Origin of the sequence: Vibrio sp. CyArs1, from assembly GCF_022432925.1 — a bacterium.
In the GTDB taxonomy this organism is placed as follows: domain Bacteria; phylum Pseudomonadota; class Gammaproteobacteria; order Enterobacterales; family Vibrionaceae; genus Vibrio; species Vibrio mediterranei.
Genome location: NZ_JAKRBO010000003.1, coordinates 142924 through 167839, shown reverse-complemented (window position 1 = coordinate 167839; position 24916 = coordinate 142924). Strand labels below are relative to the sequence as shown.

The window sequence follows — 24916 nt, the reverse complement described above, 5'->3', positions numbered from 1 at the left end:
CAGCCGCTCAATATTTATGAATAAAGCACTCTAGTTTTCGGTAGCTACGTTGGCTTCAGCCGCACTTTCCACTTTGTCATCCACTGCTTTGACGAGCAGTAAGCCGACTGCAAAGACGATGCTGCCGCACAGAACAAACACGAAACGCCCCCACAATGGATTTGGCAAGACGAACATCGCCATTACACCAACACCAGCAACGGCGATCAATGAACCCAACATACGACGCTGTCTATTGTCAAGCTTCTTCTGTTCAGTACTTTCTGCCACAAGAGGTGTCGCCAGATTGTTGAAGAACTTGTCGACGTCTTTTTCACGATGCTCAGGTAAAGGCTTATAGAACAACGTTGAGAGTACAAAGAAACCTGCGGTGAAAATCATGTGACCAATCAAACCAATAGCGACTTTTAAATCAGCCCATTCACGACCAGTCAACTCATTAAGACCGAACCAGTTTTGAATCATGTCTGCCGTAATGACAAAACCGACGAAATAAGAGACAAAGCCACCGACGACTAGCGTTCCCCAACCCGCCCAATCTGGCGTTTTACGAATGAAGAAACCACAGAATGCAGGAATAGTCATTGGGAAGCCGATCAAAGCACCCACGTACATCATAGTGTCGAAAAGGCTTAGACCTTTAAGGGAGTTAATAAACAGCGCGACTAGAATAATAGCAATGCCGAAGAAAGTAGACGTCAGCTTAGAAACCACGACTAGCTCTTTTTCATTGGCATTTGGACGCAGAATCGGCTCATAAAAGTTCTTAACAAAAATCCCTGAGTTACGGTTCAGACCAGAGTCCATGGAAGACATGGTCGCTGCGAACATCGCTGCAATCAAAAGACCAACCATGCCCACTGGCATATACTCTTGAACGAAGTAAAGGTACGCAAAGTCGCTCGCTTTAGAACCAGCTTCTGGGTATTGTGCCGCCAAGTCCACACCTTGACCTGCAATAAACCATGAAGGCATAAACCAAATGATTGGCCCAAGCGTCATCAACACACATGCCAAAAGTGCAGCTTTACGAGCGTTATTTGAGTCTTTTGCAGCCAAATAGCGATATGAATTCAACATGTTGTTAGTAATGCTAAACTGCTTTAGGAAAATAAATACAGCCCAGATACTGAAGATACTTAAATAGTTGAGGTTATCACCGGTAACAAATGACTCGGTTGGGAAGTTCTCAACGATATTTGAAACACCACCACCATGATAAACCGCAACAATTGCACACGTTACCGTTACGGCCATGATAATGACCATTTGCATGAAGTCAGAGGCAATGACGGCCCAGGAACCACCGGTCACAGACATGACAAGAACCACAAGGCCGGTAAGAATAATGGTTGTGGTCATATCGAATCCAAAAATACCAGAAGCGATGATGGCGAGACCATTCAGCCAAATACCTGCCGAGATAACACTGTTAGGCATCCCTGACCACGTAAATACCTGTTCATTTACTTTGCCAAAACGCATACGTATCGCTTCGATGACAGTGACGACACGCAACTGACGGAATTTAGGAGCAAAGTATAGGTAGTTCATTAAATAGCCAAATGCGTTGGCAATAAAAATGATGGCAACGGCAAAACCATCGGTAAACGCTTTGCCCGCAGCTCCGGTAAATGTCCAAGCGCTAAACTGCGTCATAAATGCCGTTGCACCAACCATCCACCAAAGCATGCTACCGCCCCCACGGAAGTAGTCGCTTGTAGTGCTAGTAAATGTTCGGAACATCCAGCCTATTGCTATAAGAAATAGGAAATAGATGCCTACAATTAGGGTATTGAGATCCATCTTGAAACCTTTTGATATGTTATTCGGTTACGTTAACTATACGTCCACACCTTACAATTTGTAGTACAATATAATTATTACGTGAACAAGATCGTTTATTTAACCATCATTATTGTATTACATATGATCCGTATCATATTTTAAAGAATATCGAGATCTACATCACAACCGAGAGAAAAACCCACAATTTAAAAGCAAAAACAATCAGTTAAATGAAACCATAACCTAAACGAATGATTTATAAGTTAAGGAAAGCATAAGTAATTGAGACAATTTATTGTAAGACATAAAAAACACCCTCGCATCACCTGTAATAATGCGAGGGTTAAAACGACATTAGGAGATCCATTGTCAATGTAGAGTGACGTCGACATTAACTCCGGGGGTGTTTGAGTGAGGTGGTAAACAACACTCTTATACTTATCAAGTAGGTTTTGGAGAATCATCCCATTCGCTTGGGGTCGTATGGAATAATCTGAACGCTTGGCTGCTTTGCCACATCCAAGCTAATTCTGACACTTCGTGTCGTGCTCTATCAAAGCAAATTAATATTAATGTATTACAAATAAAATTAATGCGACATGGATCATGTTTTGGAAAGGTGTAGAACTCTTCCGCGACTGCCACATCAAAAAATCACATTAAAACACTGAAATGAAACAATTTAACTCTCAAACCTCTCAACCTAAGTCTCGATAGAAAACTCTCTTCCAAGTATTTTTGATACTGTCACTTCTCTTTCAACACGTCAAAATCTGCACATTTGTAGTATTTATAAAAGTCGTGAGTGTATTTTTGTGCATACTCTGTCTCTATCCCATCATTAACAACAAACTAAATCACCAACAGTTTGTTGCTGTGGTCTGAGAGCAAATCTATTCGACAACATTCCAACTTTAATGGTATTCGAGTTGGAAGTAGAAACCTCCCTCAATAGGATAATTCGAAGGCTTCAATTGGATAAAAATCAACCGCACCACAGCACTATTGTGATTTAATAGTATAAATATATATAAAAATTACTTTACCTACATCACATATCTTATTGTTAAATTCGATAGAGGCATAACTACACAAAAACAAATAAAAACTTATATATCAATAGCATAGTTTAATTTATTGCAGTAAACCGTATGAAAGGCATTGCCAAAGGACGGCCAATCCCGATCCGTATCACATTAAAAACATAGAAAACTCCTTATCATATTTGTCATACATTACCACAAACTGAAAATCTTAAGGGTTAAATAAGATGAGCACTTTAAACAAAGTAACAGTGGCATTAGTTTCTGTGTTCGCGACAGCAGCGGTAAGCGCAGCTTCTTTAGATATACGTACTGAGTACAAGCACACAACGGAGCAACATGCGACGCGCATCAAAATGGGAGACAGCATCGGTAACTTCTACTATAGCGGTGAGTTAAAGTTCAAAGGAGAAGATGGCGCGTTTCTTAAAGACTTGCAAAATAATGGTTGGGAGCTGGATTTAGGTTATCGTTTTAAGATTAACGACAACTGGACTATCCAACCAGGTATGCCTATCGAAGCTCGTTCGGCGGGTATGACTTACAAACCACAGCTTCGCGTGACTTACGCACTGGATAGTGTTGAAGGACTCAGCTTAAGTGGTCGTTATCGTTATGACATTCGTCAAAACAACGGTGAAGACGCACAAAATGAACGCCGTCATCGTCTAACGGCTAACATCAATTATTCAGTAAACGAGTGGCGCTTTGGACTTGAAGGTAACTATTATAAAGCAGCGACAGATGGTTATATCTTGTACAACGGCAAAGACACAAACTACGAGCTAAACGCCACAGCACGTCGTAGCTTCGGCCAATGGGCACCGTACGTTGAGTTTGGTGATGTGAACGTCGATTCTGTTACAGATCGCCGCGAACTACGTAGCCGACTGGGTGTCACATACAGTTTCTAAGACGTAATTCAAGAATCAGTAAAAAGAGGTGTCTTGATAGGCACCTCTTTTTTTACCCCCTTATTGGCTTAGTCGGTACAATTTTCCAATACAAGGGTGCTGTTTGTTGAAAAGTCGAGTCGACTGAGCCAAAAACAACTCTGCAGTTGCAATAGCATCAATTAAGGCCTCATGCCCATTATACTCAGGTAGTCCGTATCGCTTCCTAGTCTCAGACAGACGAACATCGATCTCAGCATCTTTATTCACCGCTAACGCCATCGACTTTTCAATAGCTAGTGTATCCAGCCACATCACTGGCAGATCTGACACTCCATACTTCTGAGTTAAATATTCATCAACAAATGCCGCTTCAATCATCGAACCGTGTGCAATCAGTATTTTGTTTTTTGCTGCTTGAAATAACTGTGTCATCGCAGAATCTAATGAAATTCCATCTTGCAACATTTCAGGCATGATATGGTTTATGACCGCGGTTTCCGCCTTAACCTCATTTGGCGACTCAATAAACAGCTGTTTTGCACTAGCAACATTGACCGTAAAGTTGGCAATTTCTACCCAACCTAAACTAAGAATGGTGTTGGTATTGGCATCTAACCCAGTCGTTTCAAAATCCAACACTAGGTACTCGACTTCTGTTGCTAATACCTCCATTCTCGGCGGTTGCTCACTTAACAAGTTTCTCAACTCATTGGGTATCTTTTGATTGGCGAGATATCGCTGCCTTTGCTTGAGATAATGGTTATAAACGTGAAATTGATTCATCACGCTTTTCAAAACACCAGCCACTAGTTACAACCTCCCACCAAACCGGAGTTTAACCGCATCTTGCAACGTAGAAATGATTCTAAATGCATCTTTCAAGTTGCCACGTTCAAAACTGCCAAATGAATCGGGATTGATGTGATTATCCGGCTGCTCACCTCGTTTTAGCGCTTGTAGCTGATGATGCTGTCTAAACATAAGAATGTAATGGTAAGCATTGATAATGTTTTTATATGAGTCATCACTTAACATGCCTTGCTCATTGGCTTGAGTGAATCGTTCGTCGGTATTCGACGAGTCGCATTCTACGGCAAGACCGTAAATACGCGCTAAATCAATAACGAGGTTTATCGCGTATTTTTTTATATTCAGAGTTTTCTTGTTCTCGCCTGTTTTTTCCAGCACTAGGCTGTTAAAAACACCAAGAGGAGGTGACGTATTAATAGCATCTCGAGTCAAAATCCCTAAAAACTCACGGTTGCTACGAATGTTGGAGTGAAGTTCATCGCGTAATATATCGGCATAGCTCGCTTCACCATAAACACAGCGAATTTCCAAGAACACGCTGATATTCAAAAGTCTTTCGTATTCAGGGTTCGATACCCATTTTTTATAATAGTGTTTCCATGTCGACAATGGCTGACACCATTTGGGCGTAGCTGCCATATATTTACCCGGACACAAGGGATATCCGCAAGCAGCAAGCCCATTTGAGACATACTGTGATAAGTGGCGGAAGTAGACTTTGTCATTCTCGGTCGCCTCATCACTAAGAATGATTGCATTGTCTTGATCCGAAAGCATGTGAACTTCATTTCGAGCGTGAGAACCTGCAACTATCCACGAAAAATGACATGGTGGCTCCCCCAGTTTATCAATCGCAATCTGAATAATTCGACGATTGTACGCATCCATAATCATCGACATTACCCGACCTATGGTCTCAGGTGCGACATTTCCTTCTACTAGGGCTTCAAATATGGCCTGACGTTCCGTGGTGAAACTCGCCATGTTACGAACACTGGTAGCGTATTTGATTTTTTCGATAAGAAATATCGCTTGCATGCGATGATTCTGCACCAAGTGCGAAGTGGTCAGCAGGCCCACCACTTTACCCTCAAAAACAACGGGTAAACCCCGAACATTATGTTGCATCATCAATGATGCGGCATGCAAAACTAGATCGTTTGGGCTGACTGTTAGTGGATTAGGCGTCATCACATCCCTAATCGGAGCACTGTTATCATGGCCTTCTGCGATGACTCGTTTGGTCATATCACGATCCGTCATCAGGCCAACTAACTTGCCGTTGTCACACACCACCGCAGTTGAAGATCGTTTAACAACTCGCATTTCGTGTGCGACATCTTTAATCGACATAGAGGCATCAACAATCGCAATGACTCCACTCGCCACGTCAGACACCTTTTTAATAAACAGACCTTTTTCTTTATTGGACCAAACAACATCTAGTGCAGATTTAAGGCGAACTTGCGCTTGAGAAGCAAAGTGTTCCGCGTACTCTGGATTACGTTTAAAGATGGTTTCAAGCGTAGAATGAGGGATTAAATACAGAAGCGTATTTTCGATGGCAACCGCTTGATAACCCGCCTCTTTAGAAACTTGATCATCGAGAAAAGTAAAGCCAAACAAATCTTCACTTCCCAGTCTTGCGCGAAGAACGCCATCGGGTTTGCGTTGCTCCATAGAGCCAGTTCGAATGACATATAGAAACTTCTGTTGGCTTTTCGGCAAATTCTCCCCTTCTCCACTAAGCCCAGATTGCCCGTTACATGGGTCAATCACCTCACCCTTACCCAAATAGGTGATTTTTATTTCTGCAGCGACCTTACGAACCAGCTCTTTGGGAAGTTTATCGAACGGATCAACGCTACATAGAAATTGCGTGATATTGGGTAGAAGCGCGTGAGGCATGTGAAGTCTCCAACTGAAATTTTGTATTATTATATCAATAGAAATTTCACAATGGTGCACTTTGGATACAAAAAAGGCAGCTTATATGCTGCCTTTTTCTTCAAATTGTTAACAAGCGCGCTCATCCCTTGGTGTTAACTTGCTACAGGAAGCCTATGGTTTTCTTCGCGTAGATGGTTTGCTGACGCCTCACGAGCTTTGTCACTATCCCCTGCCATGATCGCTTCGTAAATAGCTCGGTGTTCGTTGATACACGTCGAGCCGCCGTCTGAAGAGAACTGGATAAAGTTAACGAACATAGTGGTAAGAATATTGCCAAACGGGAGATAAAAGTCATTGCCCGTCGCATTAAAAATCAAACTGTGGAAACGAGTATCAACATCTAACCATTTAGACTGCTCAAAGTTTTCTTCTTTAGACACTTCGACCATTTCTTGGAAGGTCGCAGACAACTCGATTCGTTGCTCTGCAGACGCGAACTTGGCCGCTAACGCACATGCTTCTGGTTCAATAGCACGGCGCAGTCCAAGGAACTGACCGCAGAACTGTTCTACATCGTTAAGACCATCCATCCACTCGATCAACTGTGGATCGAGAAAGTTCCAGTATGCGCGATCAACAACACGTGTACCAATTTTAGGTCTAGATTCAAGCAAGCCTTTTGACGTCAATAGCTTAACTGCTTCACGAAGTGCAGTACGGCTGATACCAAATTGTTCACACAACGCCATTTCGCCTGGAATAATTGAACCTTCCGGCAAATCACCAGAGAGAATACCTCGAGCAATTTCACGAGCGACCTGGACGTGGATACTGCGCTTTGAACCCGTAATAGAATTAAACTTACCTGACATATCTTTATCGCTTACTTAAAGTGTTTATGTATTATTTTAGCAGCTATTCTATCACTAAACTTTCCAGAATAGATGTGATACATCGCATTTATTCAGTGTAAATGTCTTACGTTTTGCCCCAATTAACCACCCTATTACCCAATAACCGGCTAATTTACGTGTTACCCATCACATAATCCGAGTCTCATGCTCAGTTTGCGACCTAGAATTGTTTTTTTACTATTTTGTCCATTGACGCCATTAAGTGATATTGTATGATTATATAGTTATTACACAAACACACGTGAACTTAATTGACGTGTGAACCTTACAACCAACAAGGTCAGAACTATGGCTACGTTCCATACCGTGGCAGACTCTAGCAGAAGAATTCACGTTCAAGTGGCAAAAGAAATCGCCAGCAAAATCCTTACCGGTGAATTAGAAGAAGGTGAAAAGTTGCCGAGCGAGTTAGAACTTTGCGAGAAGTTTGGCATCAGCCGTACTGCACTTCGTGAGTCCACTAAACTACTTTCTGCCAAAGGCTTAATCGAGTCAAAACCTAAAGTCGGGACCAATGTGACAGCTCGTCACCATTGGCACTTTCTCGACCCTCAATTTCTTGACTGGGTAAAAGACACTGAGAATGTCCAACGCTTCCTCACCCAATTTTTGGGACTTCGAAAAGCGATTGAACCAGAAGCCTGCTCCATGGCAGCGAGAAATGCCTCTATCGAGCATCGCAAGGCACTGTCTGTCTGTTTTCAAAACATGAAACAGGCCGCGTTTAATCACGACTACACAGCGTGGACACATAACGATCATGCCTTTCACAAAACGATATTCTTAGCGACAGCTAATCCGTTTTACGTCCCTTTTGCCAATATTCTTGAATCGCTTTTTAAGACTTTTATCGATGAAGCTGCCGTGGGCGGGCGATTCTGTATTGAAGAGCATGGGGATATTTACGACGCAATTATGACTGGCGATGCAGACTCTGCAAAAGTCGCATCACGCCAATTATTAGATGATCACAACCAAAGACTTGCCCTATTAGAGGCAGTTTAAACCTGATTTAGAGGAAACAGCAATGTTCGTATACAACAAAGATGTAGCATTAGAAGATCAAGGTGGCGGCCTACGCCGCAAAGTGTTGGCGCATTGTGAAAACATGATGACCGTCGAAGTACACTTCGAAGATGGAACGGTTGCACCAATGCACAACCACCCTCACGAGCAAATTACCTATGTTGTCTCTGGTGAATTTGAATTCACAGTAGGTGAAGAGACAAAAATCGTCAAAGCGGGAGATACTGTTTATAAAGTGCCAAACATTATGCACGGCTGTAAGTGCTTAAAAGCCGGTATCTTAATTGATAACTTTACCCCAATGCGTAAAGACTTCATTTAAACGCTAACGCAATGGGCAGTAGAGACTCTCTTAACTGCCCATTGCGCTTCTCCAAATGCCCCTTCTTAGTGACTCTCTTGCGTTGTTATTTCTTAATAGTTCGTACTCTAAATATTTATTGAGCCAAGTCAGCCTACTCAATATGGTTTTTCCGCTGAACCGAAATTCCAAACCTTTCACTCCCAGATAAATTAAAAGCCAAAGTAATCATTTTAAATCAACGAATTAGATACCAACAAATCAACTACACAGCTTGGTTTAGCACTTTTATTGACCTGTTTCTTTGGTGTCGAATGATAGACCCACTCTTTTGTTGTGTTAAAAAATGTTTACTTAATGGTTACAAAAAAGAGAGATTTAATTTGAACTCAAATCTTTTTTCAGGCATTTTATATTTAACTGAACGTTCAATTAAAAATAAAAGGGAGTTCAAATGCCGAAGGTTGGCATGCCATTAGTCAGGAAACCACAGCTGGTTCAAGCAGCCATGTCTGTTATAGATCGTGTGGGCTTGCACGCCGCGAGTATCTCGTTAATAGCCAAGGAAGCCGGCGTCTCTACAGGTATCATCAACCACTATTTTGGTGGTAAACACGGCCTTCTCGAAGAGACCATGCGAGAGATCCTAAGGCAGCTTTCTAGAACCGTGACATCTCACCTGAGTCAAATCCCCAAAACAGAACACGTCAAACGTATCAATGCCATTATTGACGCCAATTTCGTAGGATTTCAGGCAGAAAATAAAGTGGCGAAAACTTGGTTAGCGTTTTGGTCTTATTCAATGCATGACGCCCAGTTGAAACGCCTACAACGTGTCAATGAAAAACGCCTGTTATCGCACCTTAAGATTGAACTCAACACTTTGCTCACACCGGAACAAGCCGATGTCGTTGCTAACGGTATCGCTGCGCTTATCGATGGAATTTGGCTAAGAGGCACCTTGACCCCAGAAGGTATTGACGCTGAAAAAGCCCGTTTCATCATCAACGATTATCTAGATAAGCAACTCACTTTTTACTCATTAAAATAATCATAAGTCAGACTTTCAAATGGATATGAAAACACTCTACATCGACGGACAACTTCAACAAGGCTCATCCGACGAATACTTTACGACCTATAATCCTGCTAACGGTGAGCCCTTAGCTGAAATCGTCCGAGCAAATTCTGAGGACTTAGCGTTTGCTATTGAATCTGCTAAAAAAGGCTTCGCCATTTGGTCTGCGATGAGCCCCATTGAACGCAGTCGAATTCTTCTCAAGGCAGTGGCATTGCTGCGCGAACGCAATTCTGAACTCGCTGCTCTCGAAGTTACTGACACCGGAAAACCACTACAAGAAGCCCTTGAAGTGGATATTGCCACTGGTGCCGACGTCATCGAATACTACGCTGGTCTCGCTCCAGCATTACAAGGTGAGCAACAACCACTTAGCGAGAATCAGTTTTTCTACACCAGACGTGAACCTTTAGGCATCTGCGCGGGAATTGGCGCCTGGAACTACCCGATTCAAATTGCTATGTGGAAGTCTGCACCGGCACTTGCTGCGGGTAATGCCATGATTTTCAAGCCTTCGGAAGAAACGCCTCTAAGCGCACTAAAGCTTGCGGAAGTCTATAGTGAAGCGGGAGTACCAGATGGTGTGTTCAATGTGATTCAAGGTGATCATCGGGTTGGTCAGATGCTGACAGCACATCCTGATATTGCCAAAGTTTCCTTTACCGGTGAATCAGGTACAGGGAAGAAAGTCATGGCTGATAGTGCTCGAACCCTTAAACACGTCACCATGGAGCTTGGCGGTAAGTCTCCAATGATCATCTTTGAAGACGCTAAACTGGATGACGCAGTATCTGCCGCTATGGTCGCGAATTTCTATACCCAGGGCGAGGTCTGCACTAACGGCACCCGCGTCTTTGTACATCAATCTATATACTCAGCCTTTATTGAGCAGCTGAAATCCCGCACTGAAAAACTGATCGTTGGCGACCCGATGGACAGCAAAACTCAAGTTGGTGCCCTCATTTCAAAAACACATTTATCTAAAGTTTTAGACGCCATTGAAAGTGCTAAGAAAAGTGGCGCAACCCTACTGACTGGCGGTTATCAGGTGACTGAAAATGGGTTAGACAAAGGTAACTTCGTCGTGCCAACTGTCTTCGTCGATTGTGACGACAACATGCCGCATGTACAGCAGGAGATCTTCGGACCTGTAATGTCAGTACTTACTTTCAATGACGAACAAGACGTTATTGCACGCGCTAACGACACCGATTATGGATTGGCCGCTGGACTTTTCACTCAAGATTTATCGCGAGCACATCGCGTTATTCATCAAATGCAAGCTGGTATTTGCTGGGTGAACACATGGGGTGATTCTCCAGCAGAAATGCCCGTAGGCGGATATAAGCATTCTGGTATTGGCCGTGAAAATGGACCTGAGACCTTAAGGCATTACACCCAAACTAAGAGTGTTTTAATCGAGCTTGGCGAATACGTCAGCCCTTACGCCTAACGATGAGTTTACGGAGACAGATTATGGAACAACGCTACGATTATATTATCGTCGGCGCGGGATCGGCTGGCTGTGTTTTGGCAGACCGACTAACGGAAAGCGGTGAGCACTCTGTATTACTGTTAGAAGCAGGTGGCAGCGATAAAAGTATTTTTATTCAGATGCCAACAGCCCTCTCTTACCCAATGAACACCGAAAAATACGCTTGGCAATTTGAAACCACTGAAGAGGCGGGTCTAGATGGACGCAAACTACATTGTCCTCGCGGTAAAGTGCTTGGCGGTAGCTCATCCATTAACGGAATGGTGTATGTTCGCGGGCATGCTTGTGATTTCGACCAATGGGAACAACAAGGTGCAAAAGGTTGGAACTACCAGTCTTGTTTACCCTATTTCCGCCGCGCAGAGTCTTGGGATGGTGGCAGCGATGAGTATCGTGGTGGGGACGGCCCAGTTGGCACTTGCAATGGCAATAACATGACTCGTAACCCACTCTATCAAGCCTTTATCGATGCAGGCAAAGAAGCCGGTTACCCTGAAACTCAAGACTATAACGGTTATCAGCAAGAAGGCTTTGGTCCGATGCATATGACCGTTGATGGTGGGGTCCGAGCTTCTACATCCAATGCCTATCTAAAACGTGCCCTCAAGCGCCCTAACCTCACGCTGATTAAAGGTGTCGTGGTTCATAAAGTCTTATTGGAAGCAAAGCAAGCTGTCGGCGTCCAGTATGAAAAGTCTGGTATTGTCGTCGATGCCAAAGTGAACAAGGAGGTCATTTCTAGCGCTGGTTCTATCGGCTCAGTGCAGCTCTTGCAGCTTTCCGGAATCGGTCCTAAGAAGGTGTTGGAGCGCGCAGGCGTGACGGTAGAACATGACCTCGCTGGTGTAGGTGCTAATCTTCAAGACCACCTTGAAGTGTATTTCCAATACCACTGCTCTCAGCCAATCACGCTAAACAGCAAACTCGGTTTGGTGAGCAAAGGGCTTATTGGCGCAGAATGGATTCTTACTCGTAAAGGCTTAGGTGCGACCAACCACTTTGAATCTTGCGCGTTTATTCGTTCTCGTAAAGGGCTTAAGTGGCCCAACATTCAATACCACTTTCTTCCAGCTGCTATGCGCTATGACGGACAAGCGGCTTTTGATGGGCATGGTTTCCAAGTGCATGTGGGGCCTAATAAACCCGAGAGCCGTGGCACCGTAGAGATTCGTTCGGCAAATCCACATGACAAGCCATTAATTGAGTTCAATTACATCTCAACTGAGCAAGATCGCCAAGATTGGCGAGACTGCATTCGCCTGACTCGTGAGATTCTAAATCAACCCGCAATGGATGCCTACCGCGGTGATGAGATTCAACCTGGGCTTCATATTCAAAGCGACGACGCTATCGATGAGTGGGTAAAGCAGAACGTAGAAAGCGCATATCACCCTTCTTGCAGTTGCAAAATGGGGGCCGATGATGACCCACTAGCCGTGCTCGACGAGCAGTGCCGCGTTCGCGGTATCAAAGCACTACGCGTGGTCGATTCTTCCATTTTCCCAACGATTCCAAACGGTAACCTTAACGGTCCAACCATCATGGTTGCCGAGCGCGCTGCCGATATGATCTTGGGTAAGCCTCTTCAACAAGATAAACAACCCGTTTGGATAGCCCCGAACTGGGAACAAACACAACGAATTGGCTCTCCATTGAGAGAGTTGGACTAAGTCCACCAAAGTCAGCCAAAAATAAAAAGGAAATAGCATGTCAACGATGACAAAAACACTCTCAGCACTCGCTCTTAGTAGTCTGGCGATGAACGCCTATGCCAACCAATGTGAAATGGTACGTTTTGCCGATGTTGGTTGGACAGACATCACTGCAACCACTGCGGTCACTACGGAACTACTAAAAGGGATGGGTTATAAAACCAAAACCGATCTTCTGTCAGTACCTGTCACTTACTCTTCAATGGCGAACGGTGATATCGATATCTTCCTTGGCAACTGGATGCCTACGATGGAGGGAGATATCGCTAAATATCGTGAAGCCAAAACCGTAGAAACCGTTCGTGCCAATCTAGAAGGTGCTAAGTACACCCTAGCCGTGCCTAAATATGTCTATGACGCTGGCGTAAAAAGCTTTGCTGATCTAGCCAAACATGCCGACAAATTCCGCGATCGTATCTACGGCATTGAACCAGGCAACGATGGTAACCGCCTTATTCAATCCATGATCGACAGTGACGCTTTCGGCCTCAAGGACTTTAACTTAGTCGAATCTAGTGAAGCGGGCATGGTATCTCAAGTTTCTCGCGCTGCACGCCGCAACCAATGGATTGTGTATTTGGGTTGGGCACCACACCCAATGAACAGCAATATCGAAATGGAGTATCTCTCTGGCGGTGACGATTACTTCGGTCCTAACTACGGCGGTGCCAACGTTTACACCAACGTGCGTGCCAACTATCTATCTGAATGCCAAAACGTGGGTCAACTGCTGAAAAATCTAGAGTTCAGCCTTGAGATGGAAAACCAATTGATGGAAGCCATCTTAAATCAAAATGTACAACCGTCAAAAGCGGCACAGCAATGGATAAAGGCAAATCCAAAGCAAGTAGAAGCTTGGCTATCTGGCGTAACAACTCTATCAGGTGAAGACGCAAACGCAGCAGTACAAAGCTACATCGACTCAAAAGCGTAATTCAAAATGAGTGGGCATAACTGTCCACTCGAAAACACTAAGGTTGTATTGTGAATTTTATTACTGACAACAAAATCCCTCTGGGTCAATGGATGGAAGCAGGTGTCGACTGGCTGACATTCAATGCCGCAGGCCTGTTCGACGCAATTTCTATCTTCCTTGAAACCATCATTTTGTTCGTCGTTGATGTGTTTAAATGGATGCCACCTGCAATGCCGATCATTATGACCGCAGCCATTGCTTGGTATCTGCACCGTAGTATCCCTTTGGTACTATTTGTCATTGGTGCTTTGCTGACGATTTTGAACCTTGGCTACTGGCAAGAAATGCTAGAAACCTTTGTTTTGGTGTTTGCCGCGACAACGATTTCTGTATTAATTGGCGTACCTCTTGGCATCATGGCAGCACACCGCCCTTGGCTGTATACGTTGCTGCGCCCCATTCTCGACTTAATGCAAACCGTCCCCACTTTCGTCTATCTGATTCCAACTTTGGTTCTGTTTGGGCTGGGTATTGTTCCTGGATTGATCTCCACCATTATTTTCGCCATCGCCGCGCCAATTAGACTAACTTACCTTGGCATCACCAAAGTACCGGAAGAGTTGGTGGAAGCAGGCAAGGCATTTGGTGCCACACGAATGAAGCTGTTGTTTAAAGTAGAACTGCCAGCGGCCATGCCCAGCATCATGGCTGGCGTGACCCAATGCATCATGCTGTCTTTATCCATGGTGGTCATCGCCGCTCTCGTCGGTGCGGATGGACTGGGTAAACCCGTCGTTCGAGCCCTAAATACGGTCAATATTTCTCAAGGATTTGAAGCCGGATTAGCGATTGTCCTAGTTGCTATTATCCTAGACCGACTGTGTAAATCGCCGAATCAAAAGGAAGCCTAGTCATGGATGCCATTACGATTAAAAACCTAGACGTTGTCTTCGGTGATAAGCCGCAATTAGCGCTTGAGCAACTTGACCAAGGTAAAACTCGTCAAGAAATCATCGACCAAACTTCACAAGTCGTCGGGGTCGACAATGTGTCGATGAGCGTAAAAGAAGGTGAGATTTGCGTCCTGATGGGACTTTCAGGCTCAGGTAAGTCAAGCTTACTCCGTGCAGTCAACGGCTTAAACACCATCTCCCGAGGCTCATTAGCGCTGAAAAATGGTGACGATTATGTTGATTTAGCCACTTGTGATGACGAAAAGTTACGTCACCTACGTACTCATCGTGTTTCTATGGTCTTTCAGAAATTTGCTTTGATGCCTTGGCTAACCGTGTTGGACAATGTAGCTTTTGGACTTGAACTGCAAGGCATGTCGAAGTCGACAAGGCGAAACAAAGCACGCGAGCAGCTAGAGCTTGTTGGTCTCTCTGAGTGGGAAGATAAGTACCCACATGAGCTATCAGGTGGTATGCAGCAGCGTGTTGGACTCGCTCGTGCATTTGCCATGGATACTGACATCTTATTGATGGACGAACCCTTTTCTGCCCTAGATCCATTGATTCGAACCCAGCTTCAAGATGAGCTGATTCTTCTCCAAGAGAAGCTCAATAAGACGATTCTATTCGTCAGTCACGATTTGGATGAGGCTCTAAAAATAGGCAACAATATTGCCATTATGGAATCTGGCAAACTAATTCAACATGCGAAGCCAGAAGAAATTATCCTCACACCAGAAAACGACTACGTCCGTGATTTTGTTGCTCACACTAACCCGCTTAACGTACTTAAAGGCCGCTCATTAATGCAACCGGCAAGTGAGTTAAAGCAAGAACATGATCGTTTGCAGATCTGTTCCGATCAATCGGTTTGGGTCAATCAATCGAATGGCAAACTCAGCATCGTTAAAGACGAGGAACTAAAGCTCGTCCATTGGGATGCAAATCGAGGTGATCTGACCCATATTGATCAAAGTACCGTCGTGGTCGCCAGTCCAGACATCGGTATGAGAGAAGCAATAGAACTTAAGCAGCGTAGTGGGTTACCGATTTTGTTGGTTGAGTCTGGTAGAGTCGTTGGCATTCTCGATGACAGCGAATTTTATGACGCATTGTTAGGTAACTTTAGTACTCACCAGGCAGCCTAACATGGCCAAGAAATGATCTCCTCCTTGTTGAAGCTTGGAAGAATCTCTCAATTTTATTGGCTATCACTTTGTTTTATAACCACAAAGTGGTAGCCAAAAAATTGACACTCATCAAACCATTGACGCTTCTCGTATCGTATCAAAGTTCTAATACCCTGACGTGTAATACGTGTATTGAACTCTGTAAAATCTTTAGGTTACGCATCCAGTTTTTTATACACGGTTTATACAATGGCTAACCTTCTTAAGTTACTTAATATTAAAAACACCATTCTCTTGGTTTTTCTAATTCCAACAACACTTTTGATGGGACTCATCGCTACCCAGATCTTCAAAGCCCAAGAACGTGCCGACCATGCCCAAGCATCACAAGAAGCGGTCGAGCTGTTCCATCTGTTCGATAACATTGCTCATCAATTTGCTGTTGAACGAGGATTAACGGCAGGTGTGGTAGCATCCAAAGGACAAGGGCCGCAAGTCACAGCACTTAAACAGCAAAGGGTGAAAGCCGATCAGGCGTATCAAAGTCTATTGGCCTTTGCACCACAAGTGTTGGACAAACAACTGATAGACCGTTTAAGCCAGGATGTTCGACAACAGTTGGAACAACGCAATAGCATTCGTCAGCAAGTTGATACTCTGAATATCAAGGATTCACCCTTTGCGTTTTACTCCAATATCAACCGCATGGCGCTTGATAATCTATCGGTAATTTTAACTCAGGTTGACGCACCAAAACTTGAACAGCAGTTACGTGGTCTACACGCCTTACTAGCTATGAAAGAGGAAGCCGGTAAAGCTCGTGGCGCTCTCAATGGTGCATTTGCCGGACAACGTTCAACACTGGATGCATACGCCAACATCACCAGTTATATCGCAACCGAAGCCTATGCCCTTCGTCAAGCAACGCTTCTGTTTTCCGCCGAGCAAGCTCATCAGCTATCCGCAATGACTAACAGTTCAAACTGGCGTGACGTGAATGCCATTCAACAAGATTACCTGTCACAGAAAACAACGCTGGACAACTTGCAAGGACCAAGTGCTTCTCTTTGGTTTGAACTTGCTACTAAGCGTATCGGACAGATTAAGTCTATGGCCGATTCCATTGCCAACGATATGACAGCACTGGCGTTACAAAACCAGCAACAAGCACAGCAACTAGTCTATGCGTATATCGCTTTAACATTATTTGTGGTGCTACCTCTCTCCATCATCGCATTCATGTCAACCAATCGCCTACATCGCCGTGTTAGTCGTTTTGTCGAACAAATCGATACCATTGCGCGCAGCAAGGATTTGAGCCTAAAACTGCCTTGTGAGCAAAAAGATGAACTTGGCAACATCGCTCACCACTTTAATCAGCTAACGGACAGCTTTGCATCGGCATTACAAACCTCTCTCGATGTCGCACAAAAAACTGAGCAAGAAATGGCAGAAATGAGTAGGTTGGTCGCCTCGACTCAAACCGTGAGTCAGCAAACTCATCTGCGTTGTGACAATATCGCAACGGCTATGACAGAAATGGCCCAAACCAGTCAAGAAATGGCGGGCATTACCGTAGAAGCCCAACAAAGCGCTGATAGCGCTCAGAATGATGCAATGCAGTGTCAAAGCCATGGGGAACATTCACTCTCGACCACGACCAAGTTAATTTCGAGTGTTGACGACACTTACACGTGTCTAGAACAGTTGGAAGTGAAGATGGCGAACGTGTCTGAGATTCTCGACAACATTAATGCCATCTCTGAGCAGACCAATTTGCTGGCGCTGAATGCCGCTATTGAGGCAGCACGAGCGGGTGAGCAAGGGCGTGGGTTTGCCGTGGTAGCAGACGAGGTTCGTTCACTTGCTCAGCGCAGCAAAGAATCAACTGAAGTCATCCGCAACCTTCTGGATGATATCTCTAGTAACGCGAAAACCTCATTTGAGAACATGCAGCAAAGTCGTGATGCCAGTTATTCGGCACAATCTATGGTATCGGAAACCAATGCCATGATCGAAACACTTATTGGCACCACCAAGAAGATCACAGACTACAACAGCAGTATCGCGACAGCGACTGAAGAACAAGCACAAACCACACAATCGGTTGAATCAGATATCGATAACCTGCTCTCTATGGTGGAGGAAACCGATAGTAATATTCAGAAAATGAACAAAGAAATGCACATTGTGAAACAAAGAATGGAAGAGTTAGTGTCGGAAGTTTCTCTATTTAAGCTAAACACCTAATCAAGTATAAAAGCAAAGGCCCTAATCAGTGATGACTAGGGCCTTTTGGATCGTCGTGACAATGCGTATTAGTCTTCAATTTTCGAGCGGTAAACAAAACCGCCGATAAAGACAACCAATACCAATGCTAGCGCTTCTAGAGTCGGGACATCGAACATGTATTTGCCTTATTGATGAGCTTGCCAAAACACTGCTGAAAATCCACAAACAAAAGCTAACGCTAATCCAATGAAAGCAATCGCTTCGTGTTGCTGCTGAAATATTTCCATAATGCCAAAACTGTATGAGGAAAAGGATCTCAATAGTGAAGCAACTATTTCAGCCCCTCAAGATGATAGATCTTTACCGACACTAGCCACTCTGATAAATAAAATTCACTCAAATTCTATCCTAGAGTGAAAATTCAACTAATGTATTGTTAATACGGTAATTTTAATGTGAAGTCGCATCTTCTAACTTGTCGTCATTATGTCTGGTTCGATATAAATGAGTACCAGCCAACACTATAAGAGCACCAATGACAACAAAAATACTGCCATCACGTAACGAGTCAGTCGTCATTGAAATAAGCACCACCAGCAATCCTAGAACTTGACACATTCTTCCTAGATAAGCGCCTTGACGAAAATCTACAGGTGCCTCTTCTTCTTTACTAATCGGCGTGAGTAAATTCTTTTTCAGCGTATTCAACTCACCTAATCTCGCACCAATCGGCTTTTGATAAAAATAACGTGTCATCATGAAGAACCCGCCGGTAATAAAGAGGTGAGCTAACATGGTCGCTGCGACTTGCAGATCCACTGTTTCACGATGGCTAAAGCTTGCTGTATCGAACAGTGGTAACAACCAATCCACTTGGAATATGAACTGCATAAATGCTGACACACAGAGTCCCACAGCAATAGTCGCCCAGCCAGACCAGTCTGGTGTTTTTAACGTCACAAACGCCAACAGCGATGGAATAGAAAGTGGTGTCTGTAGTAGCGCACCAAATAACATCATGATATCGAAGAAACTGTATTCTTTAATCGACGCAAACATCAAGGCAGCAAGAACGCAAAGCACACCATTCACTAATGTGGCTACTTGCCCCACGCGAAGCCGCTCTACTTCGTTAGCTTGAGGTTTAATAATGGATTGATAGACATTACGCACGAAAATACCTGCATTACGGTTCAATGCTGTTGTCATTGGAGAAATCGTCGCAGCAATCATTGCAGCTAATACCAAACCTAACATCCCAGCAGGTAAGAAGTGGTCAATATAGTAAACATATGCAGCGTTATTGGCACTCGTGCCTAACGTTGGATAATACGCCATCAAGTCAACACCCATTGCTGCTGTTGCCCATGGCGGCACGAACCACATAACAGGTCCAACAATGAAAAGAATACCCGTAACCAGAGCCGCTTTTTTCGCTTCTTTCTCATTGGTTGTCACCAAAAAGCGGTAACAGGATAATGCGTTATTGGTGTTCATGGTTTGCTTCATCATCATAACCACGACCCATAACCAGAAGATCTGCCAATAACTGATGTCATGCCCCATATACGTTTCAGTCGGGTATTGATTAATTAGTTCAGATGGACCACCAATTTCAATGAGTGCGTAAACGCCAACCGCCATCGTAATAGCCACCAGCAAAATCAGTTGAATCACATTCGTCGCTGATACAGTCCATGAGCCGCCACTCACCGCAATAAACGTCACCAAGCAACCAACACCAATAATGGTAACCATTAAATCGATATTAAATACCGCAGAAGCAAAGATCCCTAAGCCATTGAGCCATATTGCACCAGATAAAATGGTAAGAGGAAAAGAAATCCAAGTGTAGACCTGCTCTGAACTACGACCAAAACGAACCTTAATCACTTCCATCGCCGTTTCAACGCGTAGCTTTCGATAGCGTTCGGCAAAATACCAAGCCGCTACAAAGAAACCGAGTGCGTTGCCCCAGAAGATAAATAGCACAGTTAGGCCATCCTCATAAGCTTTTGCCGCAGCACCAGTAAATGTCCACGCGGAGAACTGAGTCATAAATGCCGTCGCGCCAGCCATCCACCACATCATCGCTCCACCACCACGAATAAAGCCAGATGAGTCAGTAGTAAAACGCTTGAAAGCTAACGCAGCGAACAGCACAAAAGCAAAATAGCCAATGACAATCACACCATCAAGAGTGTCCATAGTTCCCCTTTTAAATTGCTAAAATCGTCAACGCAAAAAGCCGGGCAATGCCCGGCTAGAAATAGATATAGAGTTAGAGTTAGAGTTGAGCAAACGAGCCAGTAAAACTCACGCTTTCGTCGCCAATCGTCATTTCATGTAATAACTCTTGTTGCCCCGCTTCGCGGTTACTGATGGCAAATCGATATGCATTACCTGTTGTGGTTGTCACTTCAATGACAGTCGCATCGTCATTATCAGCCAGCGTTGTCACCGCTTCGACAAGACCACGGGCTCCCACTGAAGCCTCAAACTCTTCGTTAAAATAACCATGAGTTTCAAGTACAGAAGCAAATACATGATTCTGACCAGATTGACGCAAGATAAGTGCAGGCTCGCTGCGTAGATTGAAGTCTGGATCGTTAGCACCTAGGCGCGCAAAGTACACTTTTGAATCTGCTACTGCACTTGTTATCAAGCTGTAGTAGCTGTTGCCGTGTAACCAAGATACAAGAGAACTACCTTCAACGTTACCACTAGCTAAGTTCCATAGATGCTGATAACCAAAGTTTTCACCCATTGGGCGCAATGTAGATTCTGTGTTGTATTCAAAGTCGGTACGAATGATTTGACCAGAAAAGTGAACGGGGAGATCGTAAGAGTGCTCTTTGTCCGCTTTGATACGGTAAACGTCAATAACCAATGGTTTCTCGAATTCTTCTATGTCAGCCAGTAGCACTGAACGCTGCATATCCACGCCTTCATAGTACTCGCTGATTTTACCGCTCATACCTTGCAGTTTTGCATCATCAGCTTTAAAGAACTGCTTTGAGCCAAAACGAGACTCCGCGGTTGCCGTGTCGAAGTTGTTTTGCGTTCTTTGATCAACTGTTACTGTGTTATGCGCGACCGTCTGCTTACAGTACGACTTGTTCTCAGGAATATAGCGACCACCAAACTTAGGCTCTACGTTTACCCAACGACCGAAACCATAATCGTGCAGAACTTCTTGTCCACGATTAAATACGCTTAAATGAAGCCCATCGTAATGACCGTGGTCAAGAGCAGAGTGATACTGGTGATCAGAGCCGTGTTGACCAAACCATAGAAGAGCCATCGTATCATCGTCTTGAGCATCGCGATGACGGAGAATAGTAAGTCCACCTTTCTCACCTTTAGGACCGTCAGTGACAAACAAGCTACCCCAGTTAAACGGCTTAATTTCATCCGCAGCATCAACTGCATCAGACAGAGTTTTACCTGCAGATTGAACCCAAACGTCTTGTTGGTGGTTTGCCATGCTAAGCAACGTTTCGCTTTGCTCATAGCGGTGGTAGCACACGCTTGTCGCCATAATAACGCCTTCATCATTAATGCTGATGGTTTTCGACGAATCGTTTAGTGCTGGTAGCGTACCGTCAGGGAAAGCTGTAGAGAATACGGCGTAAGAAGTCGTCTTGATCACTGAGTCGTTAAACTCATAGATACCGATCTCTGGTTGACGACGCTCAATCGCTTCTGCGAACAGATAGATTGGACGCAGCGAGAAGCGGTGGTAGTAAGGACCTTCCATATAGTAGCCGTCTGGCGAGAACAGTTGGTCTAGCTGAGCTAGGAAACCGCCGCTTACTTTGTCAAGCTTCAGACCGTAAAGCGCTTTATCAACAGACTGTTGATCGTTGATCGCATAGCCACAAATACCCACAGCGGCTACTGCCCACAGACCGTGGTTGTGGACGATGTCGAAGTCGTGACCATAAGTCACAACGAAAAGGTCGATCATCTGTTTGAATAGGTCTGTTTCGATGTGTTGCTTTTGCTCATCCGAAAGCGTGTGGTACACGCAGCTGTATGCGCAAGATGCGTAAAGCATCCACATGTTTTCGTTTAGCGTTTGGTGGAAGATTTTACCCGGTGGGTTAGTATCACGGCTAACGTTGCTTTCCAGTGTTGGATAAACATTCGCGTACGCGGTTAGCATCTCTACGATGTAGTCACGGTATTTAGTTTCCTCAGTGATAAGGAACAAACGACCAGCTAAGTCGATATGAATATAGTTTTGCTTATGACGGTTATGCTCGTAACCGCCGCCTTCACCGTGGCCAGGGACTTCAATGCCCACTTCAGCCATGTAGTCATTCACTTGAGCAATATCACGCGCTAGTTTCTTACCTAGCAAGGTTTCCTTACCTAGATCTTTGCGCAGCTCCGCTGCTTCCTCAAAGTTCAATAGTAGTGGTTGATAGCTCATTTATAGTGTCTCCTGCTCAATCGCGAAACAGCCAACCCAAGAGTAGGTTTTGCCTGCGATCTCAGCATTGTTGGTTGTATCTTTAGTAACTTGTGGGTTGTTGCTCACCATTAGCGTAAAGCGAGAGGTTTCCGTCTCAATCTCTACCACTGACGCTTGCGCGTTGTGACCAACAACTTGAATATTTTTAACGCTGCCACGGGCACTGACCGATTGCTCAAACTCTTCGTTGAAGTAACCGTGTGTCTCAATTACCGATGCGAATAGAGTGTCTTCACCCTTAGTGCGAAGAATAAAGCTTTGCTCACTACGTAGGTTAAAGCTTGGGTCATTGGCGCCCGTGCGAGTGAAGATAACCTCGCCATTGTCATTCGAGCTGGTACCTAGCCAAGTATAGTAGCTGTCTTCTTGTAGCCAGCTGACTAGCGCCGTCTCGTTTGCTTCGCCTTGTGCTACATTCCAAAGGTGGCGATAGCCAAGCTCTTCGCTCAATACGTTGAGCTCTTTATGTGCCTGGTATTCAAAGTTGGTGCAGATCACCTGACCATCAAACTGATGCGAATAATCGTACTGGTGCTCACCTTCGCCTGTTAGGCGAAATAGATCGATGAGTAATGGCGCTTCAAGATCGTCATGTTTCAACATGAACACGCTGCGCTGCTGCTGTACACCGTCGTAGTGCTCATTAGCAAAAGCACTCATACCAACGATCTGCTCGTTGTCTGCAGCAAAGAAGTGTGGCAGACCGTGTACGCTGTCAGCACGCTCTACGTCAAAGTAGTTTTGGCACGTTTCGTCAACCGTCACTGCGTTGTGAGCAATCGTCTGACGAGCATAGGTTTTGTTCTCGTCTAGGTAGCGTCCACCAAACTTAGGTTCAACGTTAACCCAACGGCCAAAGCCGTATTCACGAAGCACTTCTTTACCTCGGTTGAAGTAAGAAATACCCAGCGTATCAAAGTTGCCATGTCCCATACCGTGCTGACCATAGTTCATCACTAACTGGAATACGTCTTTGTTTTTGTCCTGCACGCGCATAAAGCCTTGCGCACCGCGGTCACCATTTGGTCCTTCGTTGAGCTCAACGCTTGGCCAGAATGGAAGACCCACATCCGTCGCTTTTTCAAACGCTTGTGATAGCTCCAGACCACAGCCGTGCACCCACACAGAGTCTTGGATGTTCGCCATACCGAGTAGGTTATCGTTGATACCATAGTGCTTCGCGTACTGACTTACTGCGACCTGCACACCCGCATCATTGATGCTCATGGTGCGAGATGCATCGTTAAGTGCTGGGAACTGACCATTTGGGTAGACCGTTGATAGCATCGCCTCAACCGTGTTACCAATCACACCACCTTTGTAATTGAATATGTCGAGTTCTGGCATATGACGATGAAGAACCTCAGCAAACACACACAGTGGACGAATCGCATAGCGGTGGTAATAAGGACCTTCAATGTAGTAACCCGACGGAGCAAACAGCTGAGTGATCTGCGCTAGGAAACCACCCGTGCCGTTGTTCTCAAGACCAAATACGGATTTCTCTAGGAACTCACGACGGTTAACCGCTAGGCCACAAATACCAACGGCCGCTACTGCCCAAACACCGTGGTTATGAATACGGTCGAAATCATGGCCGTATTTCACAGTGAACATGTCCAGCATTGGGTTAAACAGACGGTCAACCACGTTTTGGCGCTCTTCTTCACTCATGGTTGCGGCAACACATGAGTATGCAAGGCTAGTAAACATTAGCCATACGTGTTCGTTTAGAATTTGGTGGAACAGACGCCCTGTTGGGTTCGTGTTCTTTTGAACATGAAAATCGAAGGTGAGATATAGGTCTGCATACATTGCCAGTAAATCGCGCACAAACTTAGCGTAACGATCATCCCCCGTAATGAGGAACATACGACCCGCTAGGTTCATGTAAGTATAGTTTTGCTTGTGGCGGTTGTGCTCGTAGCCACCTGCTTCACCGTGACCTGGTACTTCAAGAGGAAGCTTCATGAATGCTTCAACATCTTTGATGGCTTTTGCAATCGCTTTACCCATTAAGGTATCGCGACCGAGCTCTCTTCGTAATTGCTCTATTTCGTCTTCGTTTAACAGTATGGGTTGAACCAATGTGGACATTTTCACCCTCAAAATCTATTGAATCTATAAATCCGACCCATATAAAGTAATACAATATGCATTATTATCATACAAGAAATCAGACAAAAGTGGACATTAGTCACATTTAACCAAGGATGTGCGATATGAACACTACTATTCACGGGCACAAACTG

At 44.6% G+C, this 24916-nt stretch carries 17 protein-coding genes; 10 read left to right on the top strand and 7 right to left on the bottom strand.

Annotated features, from left to right (window positions below):
• Nucleotides 1-30: 30 nt before the first annotated feature.
• Nucleotides 31-1806 (bottom strand): transporter, encoded by a 1776-nt coding sequence (locus MMA19_RS11340; protein ID WP_038222000.1) that lies wholly within the window; start codon nucleotides 1804-1806, stop codon nucleotides 31-33.
• A 1252-nt stretch (nucleotides 1807-3058) separates the two neighbouring features.
• On the opposite strand from MMA19_RS11340, the gene MMA19_RS11335 reads away from it, so the two are divergent.
• The gene (locus MMA19_RS11335) at nucleotides 3059-3745 is read left to right on the top strand and encodes an oligogalacturonate-specific porin KdgM family protein (protein WP_006070275.1); all 687 of its coding nucleotides are present in this window, start codon (nucleotides 3059-3061) and stop codon (nucleotides 3743-3745) included.
• Between the two features lie 60 nt (nucleotides 3746-3805).
• Here the strand turns inward: MMA19_RS11335 and MMA19_RS11330 are convergent, their stop codons facing one another.
• From MMA19_RS11330 to MMA19_RS11320, 3 genes are all read right to left on the bottom strand, one after another.
• Nucleotides 3806-4510 (bottom strand): 3'-5' exonuclease, encoded by a 705-nt coding sequence (locus MMA19_RS11330; RefSeq protein WP_110165266.1) that lies wholly within the window; start codon nucleotides 4508-4510, stop codon nucleotides 3806-3808.
• Nucleotides 4511-4537: 27 nt separating this feature from the next.
• The gene (locus tag MMA19_RS11325; RefSeq protein ID WP_240206249.1) at nucleotides 4538-6445 is read right to left on the bottom strand and encodes a DUF294 nucleotidyltransferase-like domain-containing protein; all 1908 of its coding nucleotides are present in this window, start codon (nucleotides 6443-6445) and stop codon (nucleotides 4538-4540) included.
• 134 nt (nucleotides 6446-6579) lie between these two features.
• Nucleotides 6580-7299, bottom strand: coding sequence for a FadR/GntR family transcriptional regulator (locus MMA19_RS11320; protein WP_006070272.1), 720 nt, complete (start codon nucleotides 7297-7299; stop codon nucleotides 6580-6582).
• Nucleotides 7300-7629: 330 nt separating this feature from the next.
• On the opposite strand from MMA19_RS11320, the gene MMA19_RS11315 reads away from it, so the two are divergent.
• The 9 genes from MMA19_RS11315 (at nucleotide 7630) to MMA19_RS11275 (ending at nucleotide 18202) form a co-directional block, all read left to right on the top strand.
• The gene (locus MMA19_RS11315; RefSeq protein ID WP_062456272.1) at nucleotides 7630-8346 is read left to right on the top strand and encodes a FadR/GntR family transcriptional regulator; all 717 of its coding nucleotides are present in this window, start codon (nucleotides 7630-7632) and stop codon (nucleotides 8344-8346) included.
• A 22-nt stretch (nucleotides 8347-8368) separates the two neighbouring features.
• Nucleotides 8369-8689 carry a cupin domain-containing protein gene (locus MMA19_RS11310; protein ID WP_006070270.1) on the top strand — a complete coding sequence of 107 codons (321 nt, stop codon included), beginning with the start codon at nucleotides 8369-8371 and terminating at the stop codon, nucleotides 8687-8689.
• A gap of 433 nt (nucleotides 8690-9122) precedes the next feature.
• Nucleotides 9123-9719, top strand: a complete 597-nt coding sequence (gene betI, locus MMA19_RS11305; protein WP_006070269.1) for a transcriptional regulator BetI — start codon at nucleotides 9123-9125, stop codon at nucleotides 9717-9719.
• 19 nt (nucleotides 9720-9738) lie between these two features.
• A complete protein-coding gene (gene betB, locus MMA19_RS11300) occupies nucleotides 9739-11199 on the top strand; it encodes a betaine-aldehyde dehydrogenase (RefSeq protein WP_240206248.1) in 1461 nt (486 codons plus the stop codon).
• 23 nt (nucleotides 11200-11222) lie between these two features.
• The gene (gene betA, locus MMA19_RS11295; RefSeq protein WP_236109279.1) at nucleotides 11223-12911 is read left to right on the top strand and encodes a choline dehydrogenase; all 1689 of its coding nucleotides are present in this window, start codon (nucleotides 11223-11225) and stop codon (nucleotides 12909-12911) included.
• 37 nt (nucleotides 12912-12948) lie between these two features.
• Nucleotides 12949-13887, top strand: a complete 939-nt coding sequence (locus MMA19_RS11290; protein WP_240206247.1) for a choline ABC transporter substrate-binding protein — start codon at nucleotides 12949-12951, stop codon at nucleotides 13885-13887.
• Between the two features lie 50 nt (nucleotides 13888-13937).
• Nucleotides 13938-14780, top strand: coding sequence for a choline ABC transporter permease subunit (choW, locus tag MMA19_RS11285; protein ID WP_006070265.1), 843 nt, complete (start codon nucleotides 13938-13940; stop codon nucleotides 14778-14780).
• Nucleotides 14781-14782: 2 nt separating this feature from the next.
• On the top strand, nucleotides 14783-15970 hold the full coding sequence (choV, locus tag MMA19_RS11280; RefSeq protein WP_240206246.1) for a choline ABC transporter ATP-binding protein: 1188 nt from the start codon (nucleotides 14783-14785) through the stop codon (nucleotides 15968-15970).
• Nucleotides 15971-16201: 231 nt separating this feature from the next.
• Nucleotides 16202-18202 (top strand): methyl-accepting chemotaxis protein, encoded by a 2001-nt coding sequence (locus MMA19_RS11275; protein ID WP_240206245.1) that lies wholly within the window; start codon nucleotides 16202-16204, stop codon nucleotides 18200-18202.
• A gap of 432 nt (nucleotides 18203-18634) precedes the next feature.
• Here the strand turns inward: MMA19_RS11275 and MMA19_RS11270 are convergent, their stop codons facing one another.
• The 3 genes from MMA19_RS11270 to MMA19_RS11260 form a co-directional block, all read right to left on the bottom strand.
• Nucleotides 18635-20392, bottom strand: a complete 1758-nt coding sequence (locus MMA19_RS11270; protein ID WP_240206244.1) for a transporter — start codon at nucleotides 20390-20392, stop codon at nucleotides 18635-18637.
• Nucleotides 20393-20471: 79 nt separating this feature from the next.
• A complete protein-coding gene (locus MMA19_RS11265) occupies nucleotides 20472-22622 on the bottom strand; it encodes a heparinase II/III family protein (RefSeq protein WP_006070260.1) in 2151 nt (716 codons plus the stop codon).
• The gene (locus MMA19_RS11260) at nucleotides 22623-24761 is read right to left on the bottom strand and encodes a heparinase II/III family protein (protein WP_240206243.1); all 2139 of its coding nucleotides are present in this window, start codon (nucleotides 24759-24761) and stop codon (nucleotides 22623-22625) included.
• Between the last annotated feature and the right edge of the window lie 155 nt (nucleotides 24762-24916).

Bases quoted from the DNA above. Each gene is read 5' to 3' on its own strand.
- MMA19_RS11340 (WP_038222000.1), bottom strand. From the start codon at position 1,806: ATGGATCTCAATACCCTAATTGTAGGCATCTATTTCCTATTTCTTATA.
- MMA19_RS11335 (WP_006070275.1), top strand. From the start codon at position 3,059: ATGAGCACTTTAAACAAAGTAACAGTGGCATTAGTTTCTGTGTTCGCG.
- MMA19_RS11330 (WP_110165266.1), bottom strand. From the start codon at position 4,510: ATGAATCAATTTCACGTTTATAACCATTATCTCAAGCAAAGGCAGCGA.
- MMA19_RS11325 (WP_240206249.1), bottom strand. From the start codon at position 6,445: ATGCCTCACGCGCTTCTACCCAATATCACGCAATTTCTATGTAGCGTT.
- MMA19_RS11320 (WP_006070272.1), bottom strand. From the start codon at position 7,299: ATGTCAGGTAAGTTTAATTCTATTACGGGTTCAAAGCGCAGTATCCAC.
- MMA19_RS11315 (WP_062456272.1), top strand. From the start codon at position 7,630: ATGGCTACGTTCCATACCGTGGCAGACTCTAGCAGAAGAATTCACGTT.
- MMA19_RS11310 (WP_006070270.1), top strand. From the start codon at position 8,369: ATGTTCGTATACAACAAAGATGTAGCATTAGAAGATCAAGGTGGCGGC.
- betI (WP_006070269.1), top strand. From the start codon at position 9,123: ATGCCGAAGGTTGGCATGCCATTAGTCAGGAAACCACAGCTGGTTCAA.
- betB (WP_240206248.1), top strand. From the start codon at position 9,739: ATGGATATGAAAACACTCTACATCGACGGACAACTTCAACAAGGCTCA.
- betA (WP_236109279.1), top strand. From the start codon at position 11,223: ATGGAACAACGCTACGATTATATTATCGTCGGCGCGGGATCGGCTGGC.
- MMA19_RS11290 (WP_240206247.1), top strand. From the start codon at position 12,949: ATGTCAACGATGACAAAAACACTCTCAGCACTCGCTCTTAGTAGTCTG.
- choV (WP_240206246.1), top strand. From the start codon at position 14,783: ATGGATGCCATTACGATTAAAAACCTAGACGTTGTCTTCGGTGATAAG.
- MMA19_RS11275 (WP_240206245.1), top strand. From the start codon at position 16,202: ATGGCTAACCTTCTTAAGTTACTTAATATTAAAAACACCATTCTCTTG.
- MMA19_RS11270 (WP_240206244.1), bottom strand. From the start codon at position 20,392: ATGGACACTCTTGATGGTGTGATTGTCATTGGCTATTTTGCTTTTGTG.
- MMA19_RS11265 (WP_006070260.1), bottom strand. From the start codon at position 22,622: ATGAGCTATCAACCACTACTATTGAACTTTGAGGAAGCAGCGGAGCTG.
- MMA19_RS11260 (WP_240206243.1), bottom strand. From the start codon at position 24,761: ATGTCCACATTGGTTCAACCCATACTGTTAAACGAAGACGAAATAGAG.